21 protein-coding genes are annotated in these 23280 nt (G+C 63.9%); 11 read left to right on the top strand and 10 right to left on the bottom strand.

From position 1 onward, the window contains the following. Positions 1-18: 18 nt before the first annotated feature. The 5 genes from SAZ10_RS21720 to SAZ10_RS21700 form a co-directional block, all read right to left on the bottom strand. Positions 19-978, bottom strand: a complete 960-nt coding sequence (locus SAZ10_RS21720; protein WP_318611450.1) for an ROK family protein — start codon at positions 976-978, stop codon at positions 19-21. A gap of 264 nt (positions 979-1242) precedes the next feature. Then, positions 1243-1959 (bottom strand): ribulose-phosphate 3-epimerase, encoded by a 717-nt coding sequence (locus SAZ10_RS21715; RefSeq protein WP_318611569.1) that lies wholly within the window; start codon positions 1957-1959, stop codon positions 1243-1245. Further along, a complete protein-coding gene (locus SAZ10_RS21710) occupies positions 1956-2762 on the bottom strand; it encodes an alpha/beta fold hydrolase (protein ID WP_318611449.1) in 807 nt (268 codons plus the stop codon). The genes SAZ10_RS21715 and SAZ10_RS21710 overlap by 4 nt, the downstream gene beginning before the upstream one ends. Continuing rightward, positions 2762-3598 carry a sugar phosphate isomerase/epimerase gene (locus SAZ10_RS21705; RefSeq protein WP_318611448.1) on the bottom strand — a complete coding sequence of 279 codons (837 nt, stop codon included), beginning with the start codon at positions 3596-3598 and terminating at the stop codon, positions 2762-2764. Before SAZ10_RS21705 ends, SAZ10_RS21710 begins: the two co-directional genes overlap by 1 nt. After that, positions 3598-4674: a Gfo/Idh/MocA family oxidoreductase gene (locus SAZ10_RS21700; RefSeq protein ID WP_318611447.1), complete on the bottom strand. Its 1077-nt coding sequence runs from the start codon at positions 4672-4674 to the stop codon at positions 3598-3600. The genes SAZ10_RS21705 and SAZ10_RS21700 overlap by 1 nt, the downstream gene beginning before the upstream one ends. 254 nt (positions 4675-4928) lie before the next feature. On the opposite strand from SAZ10_RS21700, the gene SAZ10_RS21695 reads away from it, so the two are divergent. The 3 genes from SAZ10_RS21695 to SAZ10_RS21685 all read left to right on the top strand — a co-directional run bounded on the left by SAZ10_RS21695 (position 4929) and on the right by SAZ10_RS21685 (position 7785). After that, a complete protein-coding gene (locus SAZ10_RS21695) occupies positions 4929-5921 on the top strand; it encodes an ABC transporter substrate-binding protein (RefSeq protein WP_318611446.1) in 993 nt (330 codons plus the stop codon). A 72-nt stretch (positions 5922-5993) separates the two neighbouring features. Then, positions 5994-7046 carry an ABC transporter permease subunit gene (locus SAZ10_RS21690; protein WP_412535266.1) on the top strand — a complete coding sequence of 351 codons (1053 nt, stop codon included), beginning with the start codon at positions 5994-5996 and terminating at the stop codon, positions 7044-7046. After that, positions 7039-7785 (top strand): ATP-binding cassette domain-containing protein, encoded by a 747-nt coding sequence (locus SAZ10_RS21685; RefSeq protein ID WP_318611445.1) that lies wholly within the window; start codon positions 7039-7041, stop codon positions 7783-7785. Before SAZ10_RS21690 ends, SAZ10_RS21685 begins: the two co-directional genes overlap by 8 nt. A gap of 10 nt (positions 7786-7795) precedes the next feature. On the opposite strand, the gene SAZ10_RS21680 is transcribed toward SAZ10_RS21685, so the two are convergent. Beyond that, entirely contained in the window at positions 7796-8794 is a 999-nt protein-coding gene (locus SAZ10_RS21680; protein WP_318611444.1) for a LacI family DNA-binding transcriptional regulator, read from the bottom strand. A gap of 348 nt (positions 8795-9142) precedes the next feature. Between SAZ10_RS21680 and SAZ10_RS21675 the strand changes: the two genes are divergently transcribed. Both SAZ10_RS21675 and SAZ10_RS21670 read left to right on the top strand, forming a co-directional pair. Continuing rightward, positions 9143-10093, top strand: coding sequence for a sugar kinase (locus SAZ10_RS21675; RefSeq protein ID WP_318611443.1), 951 nt, complete (start codon positions 9143-9145; stop codon positions 10091-10093). Then, positions 10090-11340: a class II D-tagatose-bisphosphate aldolase non-catalytic subunit gene (locus SAZ10_RS21670; RefSeq protein ID WP_318611442.1), complete on the top strand. Its 1251-nt coding sequence runs from the start codon at positions 10090-10092 to the stop codon at positions 11338-11340. The genes SAZ10_RS21675 and SAZ10_RS21670 overlap by 4 nt, the downstream gene beginning before the upstream one ends. Here the strand turns inward: SAZ10_RS21670 and SAZ10_RS21665 are convergent, their stop codons facing one another. From SAZ10_RS21665 to SAZ10_RS21655, 3 genes are read right to left on the bottom strand one after another with little or no spacing between them, the layout of a single operon-like run. Further along, positions 11341-11874: an ATP-binding protein gene (locus SAZ10_RS21665; protein WP_318611441.1), complete on the bottom strand. Its 534-nt coding sequence runs from the start codon at positions 11872-11874 to the stop codon at positions 11341-11343. Continuing rightward, a complete protein-coding gene (locus SAZ10_RS21660; RefSeq protein WP_318611440.1) occupies positions 11871-12767 on the bottom strand; it encodes an ROK family protein in 897 nt (298 codons plus the stop codon). Before SAZ10_RS21660 ends, SAZ10_RS21665 begins: the two co-directional genes overlap by 4 nt. Then, entirely contained in the window at positions 12757-13677 is a 921-nt protein-coding gene (locus SAZ10_RS21655) for a tagatose-bisphosphate aldolase (RefSeq protein WP_318611439.1), read from the bottom strand. Before SAZ10_RS21655 ends, SAZ10_RS21660 begins: the two co-directional genes overlap by 11 nt. A gap of 307 nt (positions 13678-13984) precedes the next feature. Between SAZ10_RS21655 and SAZ10_RS21650 the strand changes: the two genes are divergently transcribed. The 6 genes from SAZ10_RS21650 to SAZ10_RS21625 are packed head-to-tail and all read left to right on the top strand — an operon-like array spanning position 13985 to position 20158. Continuing rightward, positions 13985-14698: a FadR/GntR family transcriptional regulator gene (locus SAZ10_RS21650; protein WP_318611438.1), complete on the top strand. Its 714-nt coding sequence runs from the start codon at positions 13985-13987 to the stop codon at positions 14696-14698. A gap of 2 nt (positions 14699-14700) precedes the next feature. Further along, positions 14701-16152, top strand: coding sequence for a glucuronate isomerase (uxaC, locus tag SAZ10_RS21645; RefSeq protein ID WP_318611437.1), 1452 nt, complete (start codon positions 14701-14703; stop codon positions 16150-16152). Next, entirely contained in the window at positions 16142-17335 is a 1194-nt protein-coding gene (locus SAZ10_RS21640) for an ABC transporter substrate-binding protein (RefSeq protein ID WP_318611436.1), read from the top strand. Before uxaC ends, SAZ10_RS21640 begins: the two co-directional genes overlap by 11 nt. After that, complete coding sequence (locus SAZ10_RS21635) at positions 17332-18402, top strand: ABC transporter ATP-binding protein (RefSeq protein WP_318611435.1); 1071 nt, start codon at positions 17332-17334, stop codon at positions 18400-18402. Before SAZ10_RS21640 ends, SAZ10_RS21635 begins: the two co-directional genes overlap by 4 nt. Before the next feature lie 5 nt (positions 18403-18407). Then, on the top strand, positions 18408-19313 hold the full coding sequence (locus SAZ10_RS21630; RefSeq protein ID WP_318611567.1) for a sugar ABC transporter permease: 906 nt from the start codon (positions 18408-18410) through the stop codon (positions 19311-19313). Between the two features lie 2 nt (positions 19314-19315). Continuing rightward, positions 19316-20158, top strand: coding sequence for an ABC transporter permease (locus SAZ10_RS21625; protein ID WP_318611434.1), 843 nt, complete (start codon positions 19316-19318; stop codon positions 20156-20158). 101 nt (positions 20159-20259) lie between these two features. Here SAZ10_RS21625 and SAZ10_RS33645 read toward each other — a convergent pair whose 3' ends face one another. Beyond that, the gene (locus SAZ10_RS33645) at positions 20260-23220 is read right to left on the bottom strand and encodes a PAS domain-containing protein (protein WP_412535265.1); all 2961 of its coding nucleotides are present in this window, start codon (positions 23218-23220) and stop codon (positions 20260-20262) included. Positions 23221-23280: the final 60 nt, after the last annotated feature.

Below are 23280 nucleotides of genomic sequence, written 5' to 3'. Positions count from 1 at the left end.
GAAATCCTCGTCGGCGATTTACGATGTTCGGCCGGCGTGCTCCATCGCAAGCGCGGCCGCGCCGATGAGGCCGGAGTTGTCGCCAAGAGCAGCGCGGACCACGCGCACATCCTTGAATGGATGAATGGCGTCGCGCTGGATGACCGAGTGGATCTCTGGTTCGAGCAGATCGAAGGCCTGCGAGACGCCGCCGCCCATGATCAGGCGCTCGGGGCTGTAGAGGTGGATGAGGCCGGTGAAGCCCTGGCCGAGAAAGACGCCTTCCTCGTGGAGCAGCGCCAGACAGGCGGCATCGCCTGTGCGAGCGCCTTCCTCCACATGCCGCGCCTCGATCGGCGTCTCTGCAGCGAGGCGACCCAGAAATTCACTCGGGGATCGTTCGGCGGCTTCCCGTGCCCGACGCCCCAAAGCCGTACCTGACGCAAAGGCTTCAAAACAGGCCGTTGCACCGCATGTGCAGGTCGGGCCGTCCTGCGCCATACGGAAATGGCCGACATGCGCGGCCATGCCGCGCCTTCCGTGCAGAAGGCGCCCGTCGACAATGACGCCGCCGCCGATGCCGGTGCTGACTGTGACGTATACCAGATGCTGCAGCCCCCGGCCGGCGCCGAAGCGCCATTCACCGAAGGCAGCGGCGATGCCGTCGTTTTCGAGCAAGACCGGCAGCCTGAGTTTGTCGGCAAGCGTTTGGCGCAGCGGGAAGCCTTCCCAGCGGGGGAGCGTGGGGATGTGCAGCACCGTACCGGTCTCGGTATCGAGTGGCCCGGGGCACGAAATGCCGACGCCGAGGAGCGTCTTGCGCTCCTCTTCTGCGCATATCTCTGTGATCAGCTTTTCGACCTGATGGAGGACGCCGCCCGGGCCGCCCTCGACGTCAGTTCTGGCCGCTGCCCGCCTCACGACAGCACCGCCATCGACCAGCGCGACACGCAGTTGCGTGCCGCCGAGGTCGATGCCGATGGCCAGCTTTTGGGACATGATCCTGAGCCTCTTCGCAAATACCTGATTCAACCGGGAGTTATGCCCTCAGGCAGCAAATTTTCCGACGTCCTCGCCCTATGTTGCCCCCCCTCTGTCCTGCCGGACATCTCCCCCACAAGGGGGGAGATTGGCTGTTACTTTGGGTTTCGCCAATCTCCGGCGCTGGCGAAAAGCGAAAGCAAGGCGGCCGTCCAATCTCCCCCCTTGTGGGGGAGATGTCCGGCAGGACAGAGGGGGGCGCGCCGCGCGCCGGCTTCACCTTTAGTCCGCCTTTTCACTTGGCTGCCCATGAACCCAGTCCATCCGCGCACCAAGATCTGGCGCGTTGAAGGCAAGCGAGCCCATGACGATGGTCTCGGCGCCCGAGCGCCTCAGACCCGGAACAGTGTGCTCGCGGATGCCGCCGTCGGCAGCGAGCAGGATGCGGCGACCGGTTCCCGCGCCCGCGATGAGCGTGCGAGCCTCGCGCAAACGCGGCTCGGCGGAACCATCGAGACCTTGGCCCTTCACACCGATGCGGGTTCCAAGGAGGGTCAGGATGCGGACGCGGTCCAGATAGGGGGCCGCCTCGGCAATCGGCGTCTGAAGCTGAAGGACGATGCCTGGCTCGACGCCGAGTCCTGCGATGAGGTCGAGCGCCTCCGGCGCATTGCTGTTTTCCGCATGCACGCTGATGGCGTCGGCGCCTGCTTCGGCGAACTGGCGGATCTGGTCGACAAGAATGCCGTCCGCCACCATCAGATGCACATGGAGCGGTTTGGCCGTGGTCCGGCGGATCGCTGCGACGAGATCCGGGAACAGGAGCAGGGCCGGAGAAAAGTGCCCGTCGGCGACGTCGAGATGATAGATGTCGGTGAAAGGATCGACGCGCGCGATATCGTCGGCCATGCGGCAGAGGTTCGCCGACCACAGTGACATTTCGGCAAGGAGCCGGTTCGAGGGCAAGGTGTCGAGCCAGTCGGGCGAAGGTCTCATCAGGGAAGCTCCTGCAGGAAAGTAGCTAATGCCGTTCGGAAGTCGGCGCGGTAGCGGGCGAGGTCATCGGCCTTGGGCGTGATCTCCGCCAGCCGCGCGGAGGGTATCAGCCGGGCAAGTTCCTCAGCCATCTCCCAGGGATGGATCGCGTCGCGGGCGCTGCCGACGACCAGCGTCGGGACGCGGATCTCCGAGATGGCGGCACGGTCGACGCCCGGGCCGTCGGCCGAAATGCGGGCAAGCAAGCCCCGCGTGACCGCGACTGGCTCGCGCTTGAAGAAGCTCTTGAGCGAGGCGAGGTTGTCGGGCGCTTCGGCGGCGAGTCTCTTCGCCATGTCGGTCTGATCGAAGCGGCTCAGTGCCTCCGCCGGCGCGAATTGATGAAGCAGATCCGCGACCACTGCGTTTGGCGCCATGTTGGGCGGCTGAGGCCGATCCAGCCAGGCCGGCCGCGCGAGCACAAGTGCTCCGACCAGGTCGGGGCGGCGCACGGCGAGCCGGAGCGCGATCGCGGCGCCCATGGAAATGCCGCCGACTACCACCGGCGCCAGCCCGCGCGCTTCGATCATCGACGCGAGATCGCCGGCGAAACTCGCGATCGAGAATTGCTCGATGTCGCCCGCAGGGGAGCGGCCGTGCCCGCGGCATTCCAGCGTCAGGCAGCGCCAACCGATATCTGAGGGAAAGACATCGGCTGGCTGGAGAGCATCGCCGCAAAGTCCATGCTGGAACACAAACGGCCGGCCGTCTCCGGTTTCGGCGACGGCAAGCTCCAGGCCGCCGGATCGGTGCGTGGAGAATTTCATCAGGCGGCTTCGGCGGCTCGAATGCGCTCCGCCAGGAAGGCTGCGATAGCGGACGCCTCGTCGGCCGCCAGCCCATGCGTGACGAGCGCGCCCTCGAAGCCCGCTTTGCGCACTGCACCGAGATAGTGATCCCAATCCAGCACGCCCTTTCCGGCGGTGGCGAAACTGCCGTCGGGATGCCGGTCCTTGGCATGGGCAAGGGCAATGGCGTTGCCAAGCAGGTCGACGGCTTCCTGGACGAGCGCATGTCGTCGCTCGGGAGTTTCAATCTCGAAAAGGTTGGCGGGATCGAGCACGATGCGGATTCGGTTCGTGCCGAAGGTGTTGATCAGCCTCAGCGCCTGCAAGGCTGAGTTGACGACGTTGGCAAGCTCTGGCTCGACCCCGAGAAAGATGTCGTTTTTCTCGGCAATCGGAAGGAGAAGCTCGAATTCGGCGCACATGTCGCGCCATGCTGCGAACATTGCATTGTCGGGATGATGTCGCCATTGATCCTCGGGATCGCGGCTGCCGGTGCAGACCGTGACCAGCCTTGTTCCAATCCGACGCGCAGCTGCAGCGATCGCCGCGAAGCTCCTGCGGCCTTCCTCACGCCTGGCGGCATCAGGATGGATCATATTGTAGGTGGCGGAAACGGCGGCGATCTCGACGCCATTCTCATCGGCGGCTTCAACAATTTTCGAAGCGACGTCGTTCGGAATGTCTTGCGGGAGAGGGCCAAGGCCCGAACAGGCCATGTTGTATTGCACGGCGCGATAGCCGGCTTGCCGCGCCGCCGACAGCACGTCGAATGGGTCGGTGCCCGCAAACGTCTTGGCGAAGATGCCGAGCTTCATCAGACGCTCCCGGCAACATCGGCGAGCTTCACCGGCTTGCCGCTGCGCACCGAATCCCGGATCGCGACCATTGCCCGGATCGACGCCACGCCGTCGTCGATGTCGGCGCCGGGGACCGGCGTGCCGTTTAGGATCGCGTCGGCAAAACCTTCCAGCTGACGCCGGTAGAAGTGCCCGTCGGCACCGAGCACGCGGGTCGTAGCGCCGGTCTCTTCGCGAAAGATCTCGACGTCGCTCGATCGGTAGAACCAGGGGTTATAAGTCTTGGCGATGATGCTGCCCTTCTCGCCGTAAATCTGGAAGCCCTCGTGCCAGTCCATGCGCACTGCGACGGTCAGATCGAGATGGCCCATGGCGCCGCTGGCGAAAGCGAGGTCCACGAACCAGCAATAGGCGCCGAAGCTTTCCCTGAGCCGCGCCTCGACCTCGACGATCTCGCCGCCGAGATAGCGCGCCGTGTCGACCAGATGGCTGCCATGGGCGAGCATGTAATAGCGCCTGAGATCGGCTTTGGGGTTTGTGGGGGGCCGACGGGCGTTGGCGCTCTTGACGATCAGCGGCTGCACGGCGTCGGTCATCGCGTAACGGTGCGTGGAATCGCAATACCAGGCCTTGAGCGCCAGCATCTCGCCCATCTCGGCTTCGATGAAGCTTTTCGCGCTCTGCAGCCCAGCATCGAAGCGCTTCATATGCCCGACCTGCAGCAGGCGGCCGGAGGTCCTCACCGCATCGCGCAGCTCCTCGACCTCTTCCACCGCCATGCCGAGGGGCTTTTCGCAGAGCACATGCTTGCCGGCCTCGAGGGCGGCCTTCGCGGCCGGAACGTGGAAAGCGTCCGCCGTCGCGATCACCACTGCATCCAGTTCCGGGTCGGCGAGCATCGCATCATAGTCGGTGAAGGTCTTCTCAGCCCCGTGAGCGATCGCCATGCGTCGGAGCAGATCCTCGGCCACGTCGCAGATCGCGTAGAGGTCGGTGTTGCGCGCCTTGGCTGCGCTTTCGAAATGCGCAGCCTGGGCAATCTGTCCGCAACCCAAAATGCCGACCTTCAATCGTCTTTCTTCCTTGGGGGCCATCTGCCTTCCGTTCACATCTCAATGCAGCATGCTGGCAACGCAGCCAAAAGGAGGCTGGCTCGCCCTGCCGATATCGACGGCGTTGTCCGCCATCGATCGCCAAGATAACATCGGTATCGCAGCCATGATACTGTTTCTTGACGCGCGTAAAAGTACGAGTTGACGAGTAACAAAAACGCTGCGATCTTCGATCCGGGAGGACTGCCCCGAAGGGGCTTGATCCAGTGCGTGTTCAATAGGGAGGAAATACCGAAATGGAGCGTCGTTCTTTTGTCAAAATGCTGGGTGCAGCCGGCGTCGCCGCCGTGGCCGCTCCGGCCGTCATTCGCAAGGCGTCCGCGCAGGACAAGCCCACCATCGCGCTGATCCCGGGTCTCACCGCGGACGGCTTCTACGTCACCATGCACCATGGAGCCGAGGCCGCGGCAAAGGCGGTCGGCGCCGAGCTGATCTACCAGGGGGCAGCCGAGTGGAACGTCTCGCTGCAAGTGCCTATCCTTGAGGCGGTCATCGCCAAGAAGCCGAACGCGATCATGATCGCGCCGACCGACAAGCAGCAGCTCATCGCACCGCTGAAGAAGGCGCATGATGCGGGCATCGCGGTGATCTGCGTCGACACATTTATCGGCAACGGTGTCTTCCAGACCGGCTCCGGCGACGCCGATTTCCCGATCTCCTACATCGCTTCCGACAATTTGCTCGGCGGCCGCATGGCGGCACGCGCGCTCGCCAAGGCGATCGGCGAGAAGGGCAAGGTCTATGTGTCCAACGTGAAGCCGGGCGTCTCGACGACTGACCAGCGCGAGGAAGGCTTCAAGGAGGAGATGAAGAACTACAAGGACATCGAGGTCCTTGAGACGCAGTTCAACGACGACGACGCCAACAAGGCGGCCGCCCAGTTCCAGGCTGTGCTCGGGCGCGCTCCGGATCTGGCCGGCGTCTTCGGCGCCAACCTGTTCTCGGCCGGCGGCACCGCCAACGGCGCCAAGCAGGCCGGCGTCACTGGCAAGGTGAAGCTCGCCGGTTTCGACGCGCCGGAATCGATCGTGCCCCAGCTGAAGGACGGCACATTCGAGCTGACGATTGCCCAGCATCCCGCGGAGATCGGCTATTTCGGCTTCATAGCCGCCTATGCGCATGTCACCGACAATCCGGTGCCGACCGCGATCGGAACAGGCTTCACAGTGATGACGGGTGCCAACATCGACGACCCGAACGTCAGCCGATTCCTCTACAAGAGCTCGTAAAATTCCAATGATCGTTTGCCGGCTGCCGCCCGAATGGGCGGCCGCCGCGATTACCCTTTGAAGGGCAACGTAATGGCCGCACCGGAAACATTGACCTCCGCAGGCGCCGCCCCAATGCCATCCGGCGGCCGCGCGATCATCATGCGGATAGCCGAGCTGCGGGCGTGGCTGTTCCTGGCCTTCCTGATCATCTTCTTCGAGATCTGGTCGCGCTCAGCCTATGGCGTGAGCTTCATCTTCAACACCTACAATTTGCAATCGATCTCCGTCTTTGCCACCGCGCCGTTGCTGCTCGCGCTCGGACAGACATTTGTCATCATCTCGGCAGGCATCGACCTCTCGCTCGGTTTCGTGATGGGACTGGCCTCCGTTATCGGTGCCCACATTGCCAACTACGCCGCCGTGCAACTCGGACTGCCGCCGTTCGCGGCCATGCTCGTTGGCATGCTGGCCGGCGTTGTGATGACCATCATCCCGGGACTCGTGAACGGCTGGCTCATCGCTTACCTGCGCGTGCCGCCCTTTATCGGCACGCTGGGCATGTATGGCGTCGCGCGCGGCTCCGCGTATTTGTTTGCCGGTGGCATGACCATATCGATAAGCAACGAGTGGTATAGCGCGATCGGCAACAGCCGCGTGCTCGGCATCCCGGTGCTGGTGATCCTGACCATCATCGCGTGCCTGATCATGCATTTTCTGCTGTCGCAGACGCGCTTCGGGCAGCACACCTATGCCATGGGCGCCAGCCAGATGGCGGCGCGGCGGGCCGGCATCAGAATCAAGAAGCTGACGATGAAGATCTATCTGCTGTCGGCCGTCATGGCGGGCGTGGCAGGCGTGCTCTATACCGGCCGCTTCTCGGCAGGCGCAGCCCAGGCCGGCGAGCCGCTGCTGCTCGATTCCATCGCGGCGGTGGTCATCGGCGGCGCCAGCCTGTTCGGCGGTTCGGGCACCATCTGGGGCACGGTCGCCGGTGCACTCGTCATCGCCGTCATCCAGTACGGCCTTGTCTTCATCAATGTCGAGCCGTTCTGGCAGTTCATCGCCGTCGGCACCGTGATCATCATCTCCGTGCTGGTCGACCAGACGCAGCGCAGGCTGACCGGAGGACGCCAGGTTGAGTGAAGCCCCCGCCATTCTCTCGGTCCGCAACGTCTCCAAGCATTTCGGCGGCGTGCAGGCCCTCAATAGGGTCTCGTTCGACGTTCACCCTGGCGAGGTCGTGGCGCTCGCCGGCGATAACGGGGCCGGCAAGTCGACGGTGATCAAGGCCATTTCCGGCGTGTTCCGCTATGAAGACGGGGATGTCCTGCTCGACGGCAAGCGTGTCGCCTTCGCCAGCCCGCAGGAGGCACGCGACAACGGCATCGAGACTATCTACCAGGACCTCGCGCTGGCCGACAATCTGTCGATCGGCGCGAACATCTTTCTCGGCCGCGAGCCGGTGAAGAAGCTGTTCGGCTTCTTGCCCGTCATTGACCGCAAGGCAATGGACGATGCGGCAAAGGCCACCATGGAGAAGCTGGATTTCCATGTGAGCCGGCTCAAGGCCCCGGTCGCAGCCTTCTCGGGCGGGCAGCGACAGGCGGTCGCGATAGGCCGCGCCATCTATTGGAATGCCCGGCTCGTCATCATGGACGAGCCGACTGCGGCGCTCGGCGTCCCCGAGCAGCTCAAGGTGATCGCGCTCATCCAGTCGCTCAAGGCGCAGGGCAAAGGCGTCATCTTCATCTCGCACAACCTGCGCGACATATTCGAGGTCGCCGACCGCATTGTGGTCTTCCGCCGCGGCGAGAATGCCGGCGAGCGCAAGCCGAACGAGACCACCGGCGACGAGATCGTGCGACTGATGGTGGGCAAATAGGGAAGGGCGCTCAGGCCGATTTGCGCAGCACCAGTGCCCCGTCCAGGAGTATTCTCTCCTTGCGCTCCGCCGGGTCATCCATGCAGTCGAAAAGCATGCGCAGCGCGACCCGGCCCATTTCGTCGCAATTCTGCGAGACGGTGGTCAGTGGCGGGCAGGTGTAGGCGCTGAGGCGCTGGTTGTCGTGGCCGGCGACGCGGAAGTCGCAATCCTGGCCGAAGCCGACCTTCATCCCGGCCTGGTACATGGCCGCCAGGACGCCGAAGGCAACGCGATCGTTGGCGCACAAAAGCGTGCGGGTGGGGAAGCCCCCGCCGCGCAATATGCGCGCGGCTTCGTCGAAGGAAGCCCGCTCGAAATTCCAGTCGCTCGACGGCACCTGGTCGGCGAAGCGAGGTTCCAGGTCGAGCCGTTCCATGGCCGCGATATACGCGTTGCGCCGATCGATCTGGTTGTTGTTGGTCTTCGGCGTATCGAAATAGGTCGGCGGTTCGCCGGAACGGCAGAGATATTCGGTGATCAGCGCAATGCTCTGCTGGTTGTTCGTGCCGACGAACGGGCCCTCATTGTCGAGCGGAGAGTCGATGAAGATCAAGGGGACGTCCCGGGCGAGCGCCTTCAGCCTGGCGTGCTGCGAGGTCTCTCCCAGCGGCGCGATGATGGCGCCGGCGACATTGAGCGCGGTAATGGTCTCGATGGCGCGAGCTTCAAAATCGGGCCGGCCGTTGGAGCTGAGCACCAGAGCGAGATATCCCGCTGCCGTGGCCTCGGTCTCGATGAGCTGCGCCAGCGTCGCATAGAACGGGTCGCTCGGGTCCGGCACGATCAGCCCGATGATCTTGGTTCGCCGCCGATTGAGGTTGACAGCAAAGATATTCGGCCGGAACCCGGATTGCTTCAGGACGGTCTCGATCCGCGCGCGAGTCTTCGGGCGCACGGATGCGGGATCCTGGAAGAACTTCGACACGGTCGGCCGCGACAGGCCGACCGCCCGCGCGAATTCCTCCATGGTTCCAATTTTCTTCGATCCCACCGATCGACACACCTCAACTTGACTACCGAAGAAATCTAACAGCGGGCGCCAAATTTACAATGTGATGTTTCGAACTTGACGAATGTCAACTATGGAATTGACGCGCAATAGCGATGATGTCAGACACGCTGGAGCGTTCTGAAATCGTTTGACGTAGGCGCTGCCCCTCACCCTTACCCTCTCCCCGTAAGGACTGGGGAGAGGGGGCGGCAACGTCTCAGAATCCCCTCTCCCCGTTTTTCACGGGGAGAGGGTAAGGGTGAGGGGCAGCGTCAATCCATAAACAGAAGGCTCTAGGTCGCAAAGATCGGAAAGGCAGGCGCGATGCCAGTCGGAATAGCGTCGATCGGCGAGCTTCTGGTCGAGTTCGTCTCAACAGAAGCGGGCGGCGGCCATCGTCGCGTGGGCACCTATACGGGGCCGTTTCCGAGCGGCGCGCCGGGCATCTTCATCGACCAGGCGGCGCAAAGCGGCGCGCGCGCCATTTTTGTCGGTGCGGTCGGGCGAGATGCCTTCGGGGAGGTCGTCCTGCAGCGGCTGCGGGAGCATGGGGTCGATGACAGCCTCATTGCCGTCGACCTCGAGCTGCCGACCGGCAGCGCTTTCGTCAGCTACAATGCCGATGGCAGCCGCGATTTCGTCTACAACATCCTGCACTCGGCGGCGGCGTCGTTCCTCGTGGACGATGCGACGGTGGAGAGGCTTCTCGGCTTCGGGCTCGACGTCGTTCACGTTTCAGGCTCGGCGCTGGCGAGTCCGGAGATGGCACGGAAGATCCTGCATCTCTGCAAGGCGCTCCACGAGAATGGTGTGCGCGTTTCCTTCGATCCCAACATCCGCAAGGAGCTGCTCGGCGATCCCGGCTATTTCGGCATCGTGAACCAGCTCATTGACATCTGCAGCATGTTCCTGCCGAGCGACGCGGATGCAGAAGTGCTGTTTCCGGGGGAGGAGTTGGAGACCTATGCCGCAAGCCTCTTCGCAAAGGGCGTCGAATATGTCGTGCTGAAGCAGGGCGACAGAGGCGCTTCGGCCGTCCACCGCAGCGGCGAACACCACAAGGTCGCGGCTCACAAGGTGCAACCTGCCGATCCGACCGGTGCGGGCGACTGCTTCTGCGGCACTTTCGTGACGCTGATCTCGTCGGGCTTCGCTTTTCGCGAGGCGCTCGAGCTTGCCAATGCCGCCGGCGCGCTGGCCGTCAAGAAGGTCGGCCCGATGGAGGGCAACAGCACGCTGGCGACCCTCAAAGCCTTCGTGGCGGGGCGGGCATGACGGCCATCGCGCGGCTCAGGCAGATCGTTGCCGAGAACAGGGCCGGCCGCCATGCCGGAATCCCCTCCTGGTGCACGGCGCATCGCGAGACCCTGCAGGCGATCCTGCGCTTTTATCGCGGCAACGACGAGCCGATCCTGATCGAGGCGACGTGCAACCAGGTCAACCAGGACGGCGGCTATACCGGCATGACCCCGGCGGCATTCCGCGACTTCGTTCATGCACTCGCCGACGAAGCCGGCATCGAGAGGACCCGATTTGTGCTCGGCGGCGACCATCTTGGCCCTAATCCGTGGAAGACGCTCAGAGCTTCCGACGCCATGGCAAAGGCCAAGGAAATGGTGCGGGCCTATGTCGAGGCCGGATTCCTGAAGATCCATCTCGACGCCAGCATGGCTTGCGCCGACGACGGCGAACTCAGCGAAGAGGAAATCGCGGCACGCGCTGCGGCTTTGGCCACGGTGGCCGAGGAGCACGCAGCCGGAAGAGAGCTCGTCTATGTCATCGGCACGGAGGTGCCCAGGCCGGGCGGCGAGACGGAGCAACTTGCCCAATTGGCCGTGACAGAGCCGCAGGCGGTGCTGCGGACCTGGGAGCTGCACCGCTCGGCATTCGAAGCGAATGGGTTGAGGGATGCGCTGTCGCGCGTCATCGGCATCGTCGTCCAGCCCGGCGTCGATTTCGGCAACAACCAGGTCTTTGCTTTCGACAAGGCGAAGGCCGCGATGCTCAGCGCCGCAGTGGCCGGCGTTCCGGGCGCGGTTTTCGAGGCGCATTCGACGGATTATCAGACACAGCGCGCGCTCACCGATCTGGTTGCCTCGCATTTCGCCATCCTCAAGGTCGGGCCGGAGCTTACAGCCGCGTATCGCGAGGCGGTGGTGGCCATGGCGGCAATCGAGGAGTGGCTGCCGGCCGCGCGAAAATCGGGCATGCTGCAGGTGATCGACGATGTCATGACCGCCGATCCGAAATTTTGGCGTGATTACGTTGCCGAGAGACCGCGGGCACGGCTGGAACGGCTCTTCGGCCTCAGCGACCGCATCCGCTATTATTGGCCGAACGCTGCGATCCAGGAAGCGCTCGGCGTGCTTCGCCGCAATATCGATGCAGCCTCAGACGAACTGGGCCTGATCAGGCAATTCCCCAACTTGTGGGAAGACCATCATCCGGGGCTCAGTCTTTCGCAGCGGATCATTCAAGCCCGCGTCGGGGCGGTCGTGGCTAAATATGTCGGCGCCTGCTGATCAATCCCGGAGGGCTTCGGCCAGCCACTCGGCCAGTGCGGCGAGGTCAAACCGACGCGTCGTATCGACATCGAACAGAGGATAGTGACCGAGCGGGCGGGCACGTCCGGCAAGCTCGATCAGTTCCGGAATATACGATGCGCCGAGATGACCTGAATGGCGTTCTGCAAGCCGCGCGCGATAGCGCTCCCCGATGATCTCGGCCGGCGCATGGCACCAGATTTCCGCAATCCTGCTGATGCCTGCCCGTGCAAGATGCTTCTCAAGCACCTCGGCAGGCTGGAAGCCGAACCAGGCATCGACGACGACCGTGACGCTGTCCGGAAAGTCGGCGACAAGGGCGAAGATCGCCTGATAGCTCGCCTTGCCGAGAAGGCGATTGTAATCGCGGTCGCCGGTGCCGAGGTGCTCGAAGAACGCCTCCTTGATGGTGTCGAGGGTGAGCAGCGGCCAGCCTTGCGCATCAGAGAGCGCGCGCGCCACCGTGCTCTTGCCCGATGCAGGGACGCCGTTGACGAGCACGACGCGCTTCATGTCGGCTTCACTTCCGCGACGCCGTTCAAGGCGGTAAGTCCCGCGCCAATCACGCCGGCGCGGTCGCCGAGCGAAGCGGGAACGACCTCGCAGCGGTACCACGGCGTTTCAGCCGGGAATGCTGCCAGCGCCTGGTGCATTGCGGCTCCCAGCCCGCCGCCGAGCACGACGAGATCGGGATCGAAAATTGCGACCGCCGTGTCGATGGCAATACGCATGGGGGCGGCCCAAGCGGCCAGCACGGAGCAAGCGGCGGCATCTCCATCCGTCAGGCGCGACAGCAACGTCTCCACGGAAGAGCCGGCGAATCCTGCTTCGGCCATGTGCCGGCGAAGCGCCGTGCCGGAGCTTGTCGTCTCGACGCAGCCATGGCGTCCGCAAAGGCATGCGCGGCCACCGCTATCCACGGTGATGTGTCCCATCTGGCCGGCAGCAGCGCGTCCGCGCAGCAGCTTCCCATCAGCAATGACTGCACCGCCGATGCCGGTGCCGATCGTGAACATGACAACCGTATCCGCTCCGCGCGCCGCGCCGACCGCATGTTCGGCGGTGAGCGCAGCATTGCCGTCATTGTCGAGGAAAGCAGGCCGGCCTGTCCGTTCTCCGATGGCCTGCGCAAGCGGATAGGTACTGAGGTCGACATAGCCGCCCGAGAGGACCAGCCCGCTTCGCGCATCCACGCGCCCCGGGATGCCAATGCCGATCGCCGATACGCTTGGCTCGTCCAGCGCTCGCGCGAGCTCGACGATGCAGTCGATCACCAGCGGGGTCGCTGGTGTAGGCCGTGCCTCCCAGGCGCTCACGTCTCCGGACGACGAAATACGCGCGGCACGAATATGCGTCCCGCCTATGTCGACGCCGATCGCAGCGGCCCCGGCCATCTCATGCCGCAACGGCGCGCTCCGAGCTACGCGGGTAACGCTCCAGGATCGCCTGGATTTGTCTCAGGCGCGGCACGGCCTTGGCGACCAGCGCGTCGCGGGTACGTGCGCGGTCGAGGAAGACGCAATCCTTCCACAGCGCGCGACCGGCAATGACGCCGGCAGCGCCGTTCGCCATGGCGATCTCGACCTGTCCGAGGAAGGTCTCGTGGTCGACGCCCGCCGAGAGCACTGACCACGGAACGTGGCCGCACATCGCGCTGATCGCGGCACAGGCTTCCGCGGTGCCAGGGTAGGGGAGCTTCAACACTTTGGCTCCCGCATCGAGGCAGAGCCGTGTGCCGCCCTCGATGAGGGCCGGGATCTTCGCCTTGTAGACGGCCGGATCCTCGCCGGGCAGCGGATAGGTCAGGAATTCCACGACGAGCAGCAGGTCTTCGCGCGCAAAGTCCTCTATGCATTGCCGGATGATCGCCATGTTGTGGTCGTTGGCCTGCGGACGGTCGGCACGCAGATATACCATGATCTTGCCGCCGGTACCGCCGAGTTCGCGGACCTTTCGTGCATTCATGCCGGAAGCGAGACGCGACAGATAATGCCCCTCGGCATCGGTATCGTAGCCCGACGCGTCGAGGCCTATAAGCAGCGCAGTGTGGCGCGGCAGGACCCCTTCGTCGACCACGCGCGGCACGGCGCACACAGGATCGAGCAAAACACATGGAGCTTCGCTCGCCAGGTAGCGCACGACATCGGCCTTCACGTCGCCGAGCATGGCGTCGGTAATCCTTGCACGCTCGTCCGGCGCATCGGCGAGGATCTGCCGGATGCCGCCACGCTGATCGCAGGCGATCGCCATGATGGCCCCGTTCGTGCCGCAGATCTGCTGATAGCCGCGCAGCTCGGCCGTGGTCAGTGTGTTCATGCGATCTCCGATGGTATGTCGCTAGTAAAGTTATCACGGGGTAATATAAAACACAACACGCGTAAACATTCGTGGAAAAGCAATAGGGCAATAAGGCAATAGGGCAATAGGGAGTCGCGGTTGGCAGTTGGCGTGGTGTCGGTCACGTTCGTCCTCAGAAGCGGCCAATCGGATGCCTACTGCCCTATTGCCCTATTGCCCTATTGCCTTATTGCCTTATTGCCCTCCTGAATTGGTCAGGCCACATTACCGCTTGATCGCTTTACCTAACCCGGCTTAGAGATATTTCCGAAATGGGAGGGGCGAGGTGCCGTTCCAGGCTGTCGCGACGCAAAGGCTTTATGAGCAGGTAGCGGAGCAGGTCAGCAGGCTGATCGCGGCCGGTGAATTCAGCGCCGGGGATCGTTTGCCGCCTGAACGCGACCTTGCGCGCCAGCTGGCGGTGAGCCGGCCGGTCCTGCGCGAAGCGATGGTCGCGCTCGAGCTTGCCGGCTGGGTGGAGGTGCGCAGCGGTGCCGGCACCTATGTCAGGGCTATCGGCCGCACGCCCCTCAATTTCGTGAATGCCGGGCCGGGCGCCTTCGAGCTTCTGGCGGCCCGCCGCACGATCGAAGGCGAGGTTGCCGCGCTCGCGGCCGCGACGGCACGGGAAGCCGATGTCGCGGAACTCTCCGCGCTCAATGAGGAAATCCGCCGGGAAACAGCGGCCGGCCGGACTGGCGTCGATGTGGACGGCGCCTTCCACCGGAGGCTGGCCGAGGTCACCGGCAATGCCGTGCTGGTCGACATCGTCAGCTATTTGTGGGCGGGCATGAACGGACCGATCCTGGCGCGCTTCCACGACCTGACCAATCGCCCGGGCAAGCACCGCACCAACATAGCCGACCATGAGGCCATCATCGCCGCGCTCGGTCGCCATGATGCGGAAGGGGCCCGGCAGGCGATGGCAATTCATATCGGGCATGTCGAGGCGGTGTTTGCGGAAGACCTGGCCGAAACCGTACTGACGAAGGCAGGCTGACCATGCCGCTCATCGACGAAGACAGGCTGTTTCCTGCCGACCCGGCGACGCGTGCAGTGGCGCGCCGGCTATATGACGGTGTCAAGGCGCTGCCGATCGTCTCGCCGCACGGCCATACCGACCCGCGCTGGTATGCGGAGGACACGCCATTTCCAGATCCGGCGACCTTGTTCGTCACGCCGGACCATTATGTTTTCCGAATGCTCTACAGCCAGGGCATCGCGCTGGAGGATCTCGGCGTGCCCGATCGGCACGGCAGAAGCGCCGCCGACCCACGCTCGATCTGGCGGCGCTTCGCAAGCAACTATCATCTGTTCCGCGGCACGCCGACTCGCATCTGGCTCGACCATGTCTTCGCGACCCTGTTTGGTTTCGAGGAGCGGCTGTCGGCCACGACCGCCGATCTCTATTACGACAGCATCGACGAGAAGTTGCGCAGCCCGGAATTCCGACCGCGTGCGCTCTATGCCCGCTTCGGTATCGAAGTGATCGCCACGACCGACGGTCCGCTGGACGACCTTTCCCATCATCGCGCGATCCGCACCTCCGGCTGGAACGGCCGCGTGGTGCCAACCTATCGGCCCGACCCGGTGCTCGACCCCGACTTTGACGGTTTCCGAGGGAATATCGAGCGGCTCGGCGAAATCAGCGGCTGCGACCCGCTCACCTGGCAGGGGTATCTGGAGGCACACCGCCGTCGTCGGGCGTTCTTCCGCGAGCTCGGCGCCACCGCGACCGACCACGGCCATCCGAGCGCCGCCACTGCGGACCTCTCCCAAGAAGAGGCGGCCAGGCTCTTCGCCACGGTGCTGTCGGGTTCCTTCACGCCGGCCGAGGCGGAACTCTTCCGCGCACAGATGCTGACGGAGATGGCGCGCATGAGCCTCGATGACGGCATGGTGATGCAGATCCATCCGGGCTCGGTCCGCAATCACAACCGCATCGTCTTTGAGCGCTTCGGTCGCGACAAGGGCTGCGATATCCCCGGCCGCACCGATTATGTGCAGGCCTTGCGGCCGCTGCTCGACCGGTTCGGCAATGAGCGGGACCTGACGGTGATCCTTTTCACCCTCGATGAGACCACCTATTCACGCGAGCTCGCGCCGCTCGCCGGGCATTATCCCGCACTGCGGCTCGGGCCGCCCTGGTGGTTTTTCGATTCGCCCGAAGGCATGCGCCGCTTCCGCGAGCTGGCCACCGAGACGGCAGGCTTCTACAACACCGTCGGTTTCAACGACGACACCCGCGCCTATCTCTCCATCCCCGCGCGGCACGACATGGCGCGCCGGGTCGACTGCGCATTTCTCGCCGGACTGGTGACCACAGGGCGGCTGGATGAGGACGAAGCGCATGAGCTGGCCTACGATCAAGCCTACCGGCTTGCCAGAGATGCATACAAGCTGAACTCAGACCCAATTATTCGAACATCAAAGGGAGGAGAGCGTGACCTATAGCGATATCACCCGCCGGACGTTCACTGCCGGCGCCGCTGCAGCCGGCGTTGCCGTCGCCTTGCGGCCTGCCTTCGCGGCCAAGCTCGCAATGCCGACCTCGCCGGTCGACCTCAACATCGTCGACGTCGCCGGCAATCTGGCGCTTACCCAGAAGGCGATCGAGGCCTATGCCGCGGCCAAGCCGCAGGTCGTCGGCCGCGTGAACTTCACCAAGGCGCCGGCCCCGGAATTGCCGGGCAAACTGAAGGCGCAGGAGGATGCAGGCCGTGTCGACATCGATCTCGTGCTGACCGGCACCGATGCGCTCTCGGCCGGCGTGACGCAGGGCCTGTGGATCAAGCTTCTTCCTGACCATGAGGATGCGCTGCCGAAGCTGCAGGACATCTACCAGCCGGCCGCCTGGAACATGCAGGGCCTCGCGGAGGGACAGGGTGTCGTCGTGACCTATTATCCCTCGGGTCCGCTGCTCGAATACATGCCCGACGCCGTCCGGGAGCCGCCCAAGACCGCCGAGGAACTGCTCGCCTGGGCGAAGGCCAATCCGGGCCGCTTCATGTACGCACGGCCGGCCAATTCGGGCCCCGGCCGCACCTTCATCATGGGGCTGCCGTACATCCTCGGCGACGAGGACCCGAAGGATCCCGAGAAGGGTTGGGACAAGACCTGGGCCTATCTGAAGGAGCTCGGGGAGACCATCGAGTATTATCCGACCGGCACCGGCGCGGTCATGAAGGAGCTCGGTGAGGGCTCGCGCGACATGATCGCCTCGACAACCGGCTGGGACATCAACCCGCGTGTGCTCGGAACCGTGCCCGCGGAAGCCAAGGTCGCCGCGCTGAAAGGCTTCCACTGGGTCGCGGACGCTCACTATATGGCGGTTCCAAAGGGCGTATCGGACGACAAGCTTGCGGTACTGCTCGACCTGATGAACTGGCTGCTGCAACCAGCTCAGCAGGCCTACACCTATGACGAGGGCTATTTCTTTCCGGGCCCGGCCGTGAAGGGCGTAACGCTCGACATGGCGCCTCAGGAGAGCCAGGACGCCATCAAGGAATATGGCCGGCCTGAATATCAGGAGCTGATTGCCGGCAATCCCATCGAGCTGCCGCTGACGCCGGACAAGCTTGTGATCGCCTTCCGCATCTGGGACGAGCGGGTCGGCGGCCAGAAGGTCAAGAAATGACGGACGCCTCCCGCAATTTCCGGGAGCTACGTCTCGACGGCGTCGGCCGTGACTTCGGCGGGCTTTCGGCCCTGCGGGATGTGAACCTCACCATCAAGCGGGGCGAGTTCATCGCCCTGCTTGGCCCCTCCGGCTGCGGCAAGACCACGGCGCTGAACTCGATCGCCGGGCTGCTGCCTCTCACCCACGGCGCGATCTTTCTCGACGATCGTCGCATCGACCTTCTGAGGCCCGAAGAGCGCGGCTTCGGCATGGTGTTCCAGAACTATGCGCTGTTCCCGCATATGACCGTGCAGCGCAATGTCGGCTTCGGGCTTGCCATGCGCGGCCGACCCAGGGCCGAGATCGACCGCAAGGTCGACGAAGCGCTGGCACTGGTGCGGCTGCAGGCGCACGCGGCCAAGCTGCCGGGCCAGCTCTCCGGCGGGCAGCAGCAGCGTGTCGCGATCGCCCGCGCCATCGTCATCGAGCCTCCGCTGGTGCTGATGGACGAGCCGCTCTCCAATCTCGACGCCAAGCTCAGGCTCGAGATGCGCAGCGAGATCCGGCGCATCCACGGCCTGCTCGGCTCGACCACGATCTATGTGACACACGACCAGGACGAGGCACTTTCGCTGGCGGACCGCATCGTGGTGATGCGCGAAGGTGTCGTTCGGCAGGTCGGCACGCCAGCCGAGCTCTATTCCCGGCCGGCGCATGCCGACGTTGCCGAGTTCATGGGCTTCCGCAACCTTCTGCCGACCCGCATTGCGGGCCAGAACGGCGCCTTCGCGCAACTGAGCGTCGGCAGGGCCACGATCGAAGGCACGCCGATGCAGCCAAATACTGCCGCAGACGCCATCGTGGCAATCCGGCCGGAGGACCTCGTCGTCAGGCCCGACGGTCCCGTCGCAGCTGCGGTAGAGACATCCGAATATCGCGGCCGAAGCTTCTTCGGGACGGCGCGCACGCCGGAAGGGCTGGAACTGTTCTTTCGCTCGGACAGGCCGGTGAGGACCGGCGAGCCTGTCCAACTTGCCGCCGATCCGACCCAGGTGCTGGTCTATGCCGGGGAGAAGGTTCTGTGAGCGCCATCGCCCGCGAGAGCACGGCGCGGCGTCGGGAGCATCCGCCTCTGTCGATCCGCCTCGCCGCGCGCGGGCTCGACGGCATTACGCTGCTGGTCGTGCCGGCGGTGGTCTTCGTCCTGCTTCTCTTCGTCTATCCCTTCCTCTACGGCCTGTGGCTCTCGTTCCAGCCGAAGGAAGGCGGGTGGCTGGCGAATTACGCAAAATTCTTCGCCGACCCGTTCCTCTATGAGACGATCGGAAAGACACTGTGGATCGCAGTTCCGGCCACGCTGTTCAACGTGGCGGTCTCGGTGCCCGTCGCAATGCGCGTGCGGCTGATGCGCCGCCAGCGGCTGCTCACCACGATCCTCATCCTGCCGATCACGCTGGGGACCGTGCTGGTCGCTGAAGGAATGCTGAACTATCTCGGACCGAAGGGCTGGATGAACCAGTCGCTGATGTTCCTGGGCCTGATCGATCGGCCGATCCGCCTGGTCCACAATTATTGGGGCGTGTTCCTGTCGCTGGTGATCACCGGCTTTCCGTTCACCTTCCTTCTGACGCTCTCCTATATCACCGGCATCGACCCGTCGCTGGAGCAGGCTGCCGCGACGCTCGGCGCAAATGCCCGCCAGCGCTTCAGCCAGGTCGTGCTGCCGCTGCTCGCGTCAGGGCTTGCAATCACCTTCTGCCTGTCCTTCGTGCAGGCCTTTGCGGTCTTTCCTTCAGCCGTGCTGCTCGGCGCGCCGGCCGGCCCGACCCGCGTCATCTCGATCGCGGCGTATGAAGCCGCCTTCGAGCAGTACGACTATTCGCTGGCATCCGCGATCGCCATGGTCATGGCGCTGGTCCAACTCGTCATCGTCATTGCCGTGCTTGCCGGGCGCGCGCTGCTTTATCGCGGCTCGGCATCGGGCGCGAAGGGCTGAATATGGCGGCGAAGGCTCAACATACGGTCGGCGAACGGCTCTGGGCCACGGCGGTCTGGGTGCTGGTCGGCTTCTTCATCCTCAACGTGCTTGCCCTGATCGCTACGGTGGTCGTCAATTCCTTCGCCACGCGCTGGCTGGGCACCTGGCTGCCGGTGGGCCTGACGACCCGCTGGTACGGCAGCGCCTGGAGCGAATTCCAGCTCGGCTATGTGCTGATAGCGACGTTCGAGATCGTCGGTGCGGTGGTCATCGTCTCAGGCCTGATCGGCGTTCCGGCGGCCTACGCGCTGGCGCGCCGCGACTTTCCGGGCAAGCGCCTGGTCATGCTGCTCTTCCTGCTGCCCATCCTGGTGCCGCCCATGACGTACGGCATCCCGCTCGCGACCGTGCTTTACTCGACGCCTTTCGGCGGGACGATGTGGGGCGTGATCCTCGCCAATCTCGTGCCGACCGTGCCCTTCGTCATCCTGGTGATGATCCCTTTCGTCGAGCAGATCGATCCGCGCATCGAGCATGCGGCGCGCGTGTTCGGCGCCAACACCTTCCGGCTGTTCGTCCATGTGCTGGTGCCGCTGCTCGTCCCCGGCGTGCTCGCCGCGCTGCTCCTGGTGCTGGTGCGCACCATCGCGATGTTCGAGCTCACCTTCCTCACCGCCGGACCGACCAGCCAGACGCTCGTCGTCGCGCTCTACTACGCCGTCTTCGCGGCGGGCGTTCGCGCCGGCCAGTCGATTGATGCGATGGCGGTGATCTACATGATCACGACGCTGGTCTGGCTCCTGATCGCGCTCCGCTTCGTCAATCCGACGCAGATCGTCACGCGGGCGAAGCGGGCGGGGTAGTCACTTGCAGGCACATAAACGCGGCAAAAACAACCAGATCGAGCGGCCGCCCTGATTTATCGGCGTCAGCCGCTCTAACGGCGAAAATCTGACGCTTGGTATCAGGTCTTCAGTCGCGAAATGATGCTCTCCAGCGTCCTGACTGCGCTCGCTTTGTCGGTCTTCCTCAGGTCGACGAGAACCCTCAGGCCGGCCTGTTCCTCGCGGATGGCGCTGCCCTCTACGATCAGGTCCTCGATCTGGTCGATCACCTTGTAGTTGCGGACCGGTTTGGCGATACCCTTGGCATGGATGGGCACCTGCTCTTCCGCCACGACCATGTCCTTCACCAGGGACCAGGTCGAGTGGCTGAGCAGAATGCCGCCGAGCTCGGCATGTGACTGCAGGCGCGAGGCCAGGTTCACCTCGCCGCCGATGATCGTGTACTCCATGCGATCCTCACTGCCGAAATTACCCACCGTGCAATAGCCGGTGTTGATGCCGATTCTGAGCTGAAACGGCTTCTGCAACCCGCGGTCGCGCCATTCGGCCTGCAAGTCCCGCATGCGCCGCTGCATCGCGACGGCCATCGTGACGCAGGCCATGGCATCCTGCTTCACACCCCTTGTTTCCGGGTCACCAAAGAATGCCAGGATTGCATCGCCGATGTATTTGTCGATCGTGGCGCCGTGCTCCAGCGCGATCTTCGACATTTCCGTCAGGTAGTGGTTGAGCAGACTGGTCAGCTCCTCGGATTCCAGATCGTCCGTCGTCGCCGTGAAATCGGCGATGTCGGAGAAGAAGACGGTGAGCTTCTTGCGATGCGAGGCGATCTTCACCTCTTTCGAGCCCGAGAATATCGACGAAAAGACCTGCGGCGACAGATATTTCGAGAGCTTGTTCGACAAAGTCTCCAGCGCTTTGTTCTTCTCCGTGACCAGCTCATTCGCCCGCTCAGCCTTGCGTTTAGCCTTGCGGGTATTCTCCTCGGCCTGCTTAATCTCCGTGATATTCGTGTAGACAGCGACGGTTCCGCCCTCGGTGGTCTTCCTCTCATTGACTTGAACCCAAGTGCCGTCGCCCCGCTGCTGCACATGCCGCCCGGCCGGCTGCCGATGCTTGGCCAGTCGCTTAGCTATCCATTCCTCGACCCGTCCCTTCGCGTCTTGAACCAGACCCTGTTCCGCAGCGTTGCGGATGAGGGTCTCAAAAGGTGTGCCTGCGGCCGGCAGGCCGCGCCCGGGATAGAGCAGCGCGCCATAAGTTTTGTTGCAAACGATCAGCCGGTCCTCGGCATCGTACAGCGAAAACCCCTCCGTGATCGACTCGATCGCGTCCGTCAGGCGCTGCTCGCTCTGCCGCAGAGCATTCTCCGCCTGCTTCCGCGCGGTCACGTCACTCCATGAGCCGACGATCTCGAGCGGCTGGCCATCCTTGTCACGGATCAGTTGCTGCTCGTCGTTCACACAGCACCAGGTCCCGTCCTTCTTCAGGAACCGATACTCGATGCTGTGACGCCCGTTCCTGTATAGCTTGATGGACTCGGCCTCCACTGTGGCGAAGTCATCAGGGTGCACGCGCTCGCGCCAGAAATCGGCGTTCTCCAGATACTCGCGGGGCTCGTATCCGAGCAGGGCCTTGACGTTCTCGCTGATGATGATCGGCGCATAGTCGCCAGTTGCCTTGTAGCTGTAGATCACCGCTGGCGCTGCGGACAGCACACGAACAAGGCGGTCCTGCGCAGCGACCAGGGCTTCGCCAATTTGCTTGCGGGCCGTGATGTCGTTCCAGGCGCCCACCACCTCGATTGGGTCACCCGCGGCGTTGCGCTGCAGGTGCAGATCGTCGCTGATCCAGCAATAGCTGCCGTCCTTCTTCAGGAACCGATACTCGTTGGCGAGACGGCCGGTCTCGAACAACCGGCCAAGATCCTTCTCAACGCGCGGCAGATCCTCAGGGTGCACATGGCTGCGCCAGAAATCTGGGCTCGCGAGATATTCCTCGGGCTCGTAGCCGAGCAAGTCCTGCACGTTGCGGCTGATGAATGTCGGCCCGTAGTCATCCGTCGCTCTGAAGGCGTAGATCACTGCTGGGGAGTTGGCGAGCAGATATTCGAGCCGATCCTGTGCAGCGACGGCAGCTTCTTCCGCACGCTTGCGGCCGGCAATGTCGCTCCACGAGCCGACCACCTCGGCGGGCTCGCCATTCGCGTCGCGAACAAGGTGCTGCTCGTCATTAACCCAGCACCAGGTGCCGTCCTTCCTCAAGAACCGGTACTCGGCCGTGTGCCGGCCCTTCTTGTAGAGCTGGACGGACTCGGCCTCTACTCCAGCGAGGTCATCGGGATGCACGCAACGGCGCCAGAAATCCGCATCCTCGAGATATTCTTCCGGCTCGTAGCCCAGCCAGTCCCGGATGTTCTCGCTGACAAAGGTCGGCGCGAAGTCGCCCTTCGCGCGATAGCTGTAGATCACGGCCGGAGAGCTGATCAGCAGCTTGGACATGCGTGCATGCGCGGCCGCCTTCTCCTGCTCCGCCGCCTTACGCGCGCTGATGTCGCTCCACGATCCGACGATCTCCAGCGGCTTGCCGTCCTTTCTCTTGATCAGCTGCTGCTCGTCGTTCACCCAGCAATACGAGCCGTCCTTGCGCCGGAAGCGGTACTCGACCGAGTGTATTCCGTTCTGGAAGAACTTGGAGATCGCCTCGTCGACGCGCGCGAAGTCCTCCGGGTGGACGCGGTCGCGCCAGAATGACGGGTCTTGGAGATATTCCTCCGGCGCGTAGCCGAATATGGCCCTGATGTTCTCGCTTACGAAGGTGGGCGCGAAATCGCCGGTCGCCTTGAAGCTGTAGATCACAGCCGGCGAAGAGCTCAACAGCCTCGCCAGACGCTGCAGGGCGGCCGCCTGCGCCTCGTTCATCTGCCGGCGCATTCGGCCGTCGTGCTCGCGCTGGGCGCCTTTTATTGCCTGCTCGATGATGGCGGCAGTGGCAGCGTCATCGAATTCTTCCTGCGGGATGTGCAGGACATGATGTAGCGCAGCAGTCGCGTTCCTGGCGTATTCGCTCGCTGTGAACATGGCACAGGTCCTCACGCGGATGAGGCTTATTAGACTATTCTAACATGATCTGAGCGCGTG

This window comes from Mesorhizobium sp. BAC0120 (assembly GCF_033542235.1).
Classification (GTDB): domain Bacteria; phylum Pseudomonadota; class Alphaproteobacteria; order Rhizobiales; family Rhizobiaceae; genus JAWRCU01.
This window is presented reverse-complemented; position numbering and strand designations above follow the sequence as displayed.

What these genes read in the sequence shown, in the direction of transcription:
- SAZ10_RS21720 (WP_318611450.1), bottom strand. Translation starts at nt 978, where the DNA reads ATGTCCCAAAAGCTGGCCATCGGCATCGACCTCGGCGGCACGCAACTG.
- SAZ10_RS21710 (WP_318611449.1), bottom strand. Translation starts at nt 2,762, where the DNA reads ATGAAATTCTCCACGCACCGATCCGGCGGCCTGGAGCTTGCCGTCGCC.
- SAZ10_RS21705 (WP_318611448.1), bottom strand. Translation starts at nt 3,598, where the DNA reads ATGAAGCTCGGCATCTTCGCCAAGACGTTTGCGGGCACCGACCCATTC.
- SAZ10_RS21700 (WP_318611447.1), bottom strand. Translation starts at nt 4,674, where the DNA reads ATGGCCCCCAAGGAAGAAAGACGATTGAAGGTCGGCATTTTGGGTTGC.
- SAZ10_RS21695 (WP_318611446.1), top strand. Translation starts at nt 4,929, where the DNA reads ATGGAGCGTCGTTCTTTTGTCAAAATGCTGGGTGCAGCCGGCGTCGCC.
- SAZ10_RS21690 (WP_412535266.1), top strand. Translation starts at nt 5,994, where the DNA reads ATGGCCGCACCGGAAACATTGACCTCCGCAGGCGCCGCCCCAATGCCA.
- SAZ10_RS21680 (WP_318611444.1), bottom strand. Translation starts at nt 8,794, where the DNA reads ATGGAGGAATTCGCGCGGGCGGTCGGCCTGTCGCGGCCGACCGTGTCG.
- SAZ10_RS21675 (WP_318611443.1), top strand. Translation starts at nt 9,143, where the DNA reads ATGCCAGTCGGAATAGCGTCGATCGGCGAGCTTCTGGTCGAGTTCGTC.
- SAZ10_RS21670 (WP_318611442.1), top strand. Translation starts at nt 10,090, where the DNA reads ATGACGGCCATCGCGCGGCTCAGGCAGATCGTTGCCGAGAACAGGGCC.
- SAZ10_RS21665 (WP_318611441.1), bottom strand. Translation starts at nt 11,874, where the DNA reads ATGAAGCGCGTCGTGCTCGTCAACGGCGTCCCTGCATCGGGCAAGAGC.
- SAZ10_RS21655 (WP_318611439.1), bottom strand. Translation starts at nt 13,677, where the DNA reads ATGAACACACTGACCACGGCCGAGCTGCGCGGCTATCAGCAGATCTGC.
- uxaC (WP_318611437.1), top strand. Translation starts at nt 14,701, where the DNA reads ATGCCGCTCATCGACGAAGACAGGCTGTTTCCTGCCGACCCGGCGACG.
- SAZ10_RS21635 (WP_318611435.1), top strand. Translation starts at nt 17,332, where the DNA reads ATGACGGACGCCTCCCGCAATTTCCGGGAGCTACGTCTCGACGGCGTC.
- SAZ10_RS21625 (WP_318611434.1), top strand. Translation starts at nt 19,316, where the DNA reads ATGGCGGCGAAGGCTCAACATACGGTCGGCGAACGGCTCTGGGCCACG.
- SAZ10_RS33645 (WP_412535265.1), bottom strand. Translation starts at nt 23,220, where the DNA reads ATGTTCACAGCGAGCGAATACGCCAGGAACGCGACTGCTGCGCTACAT.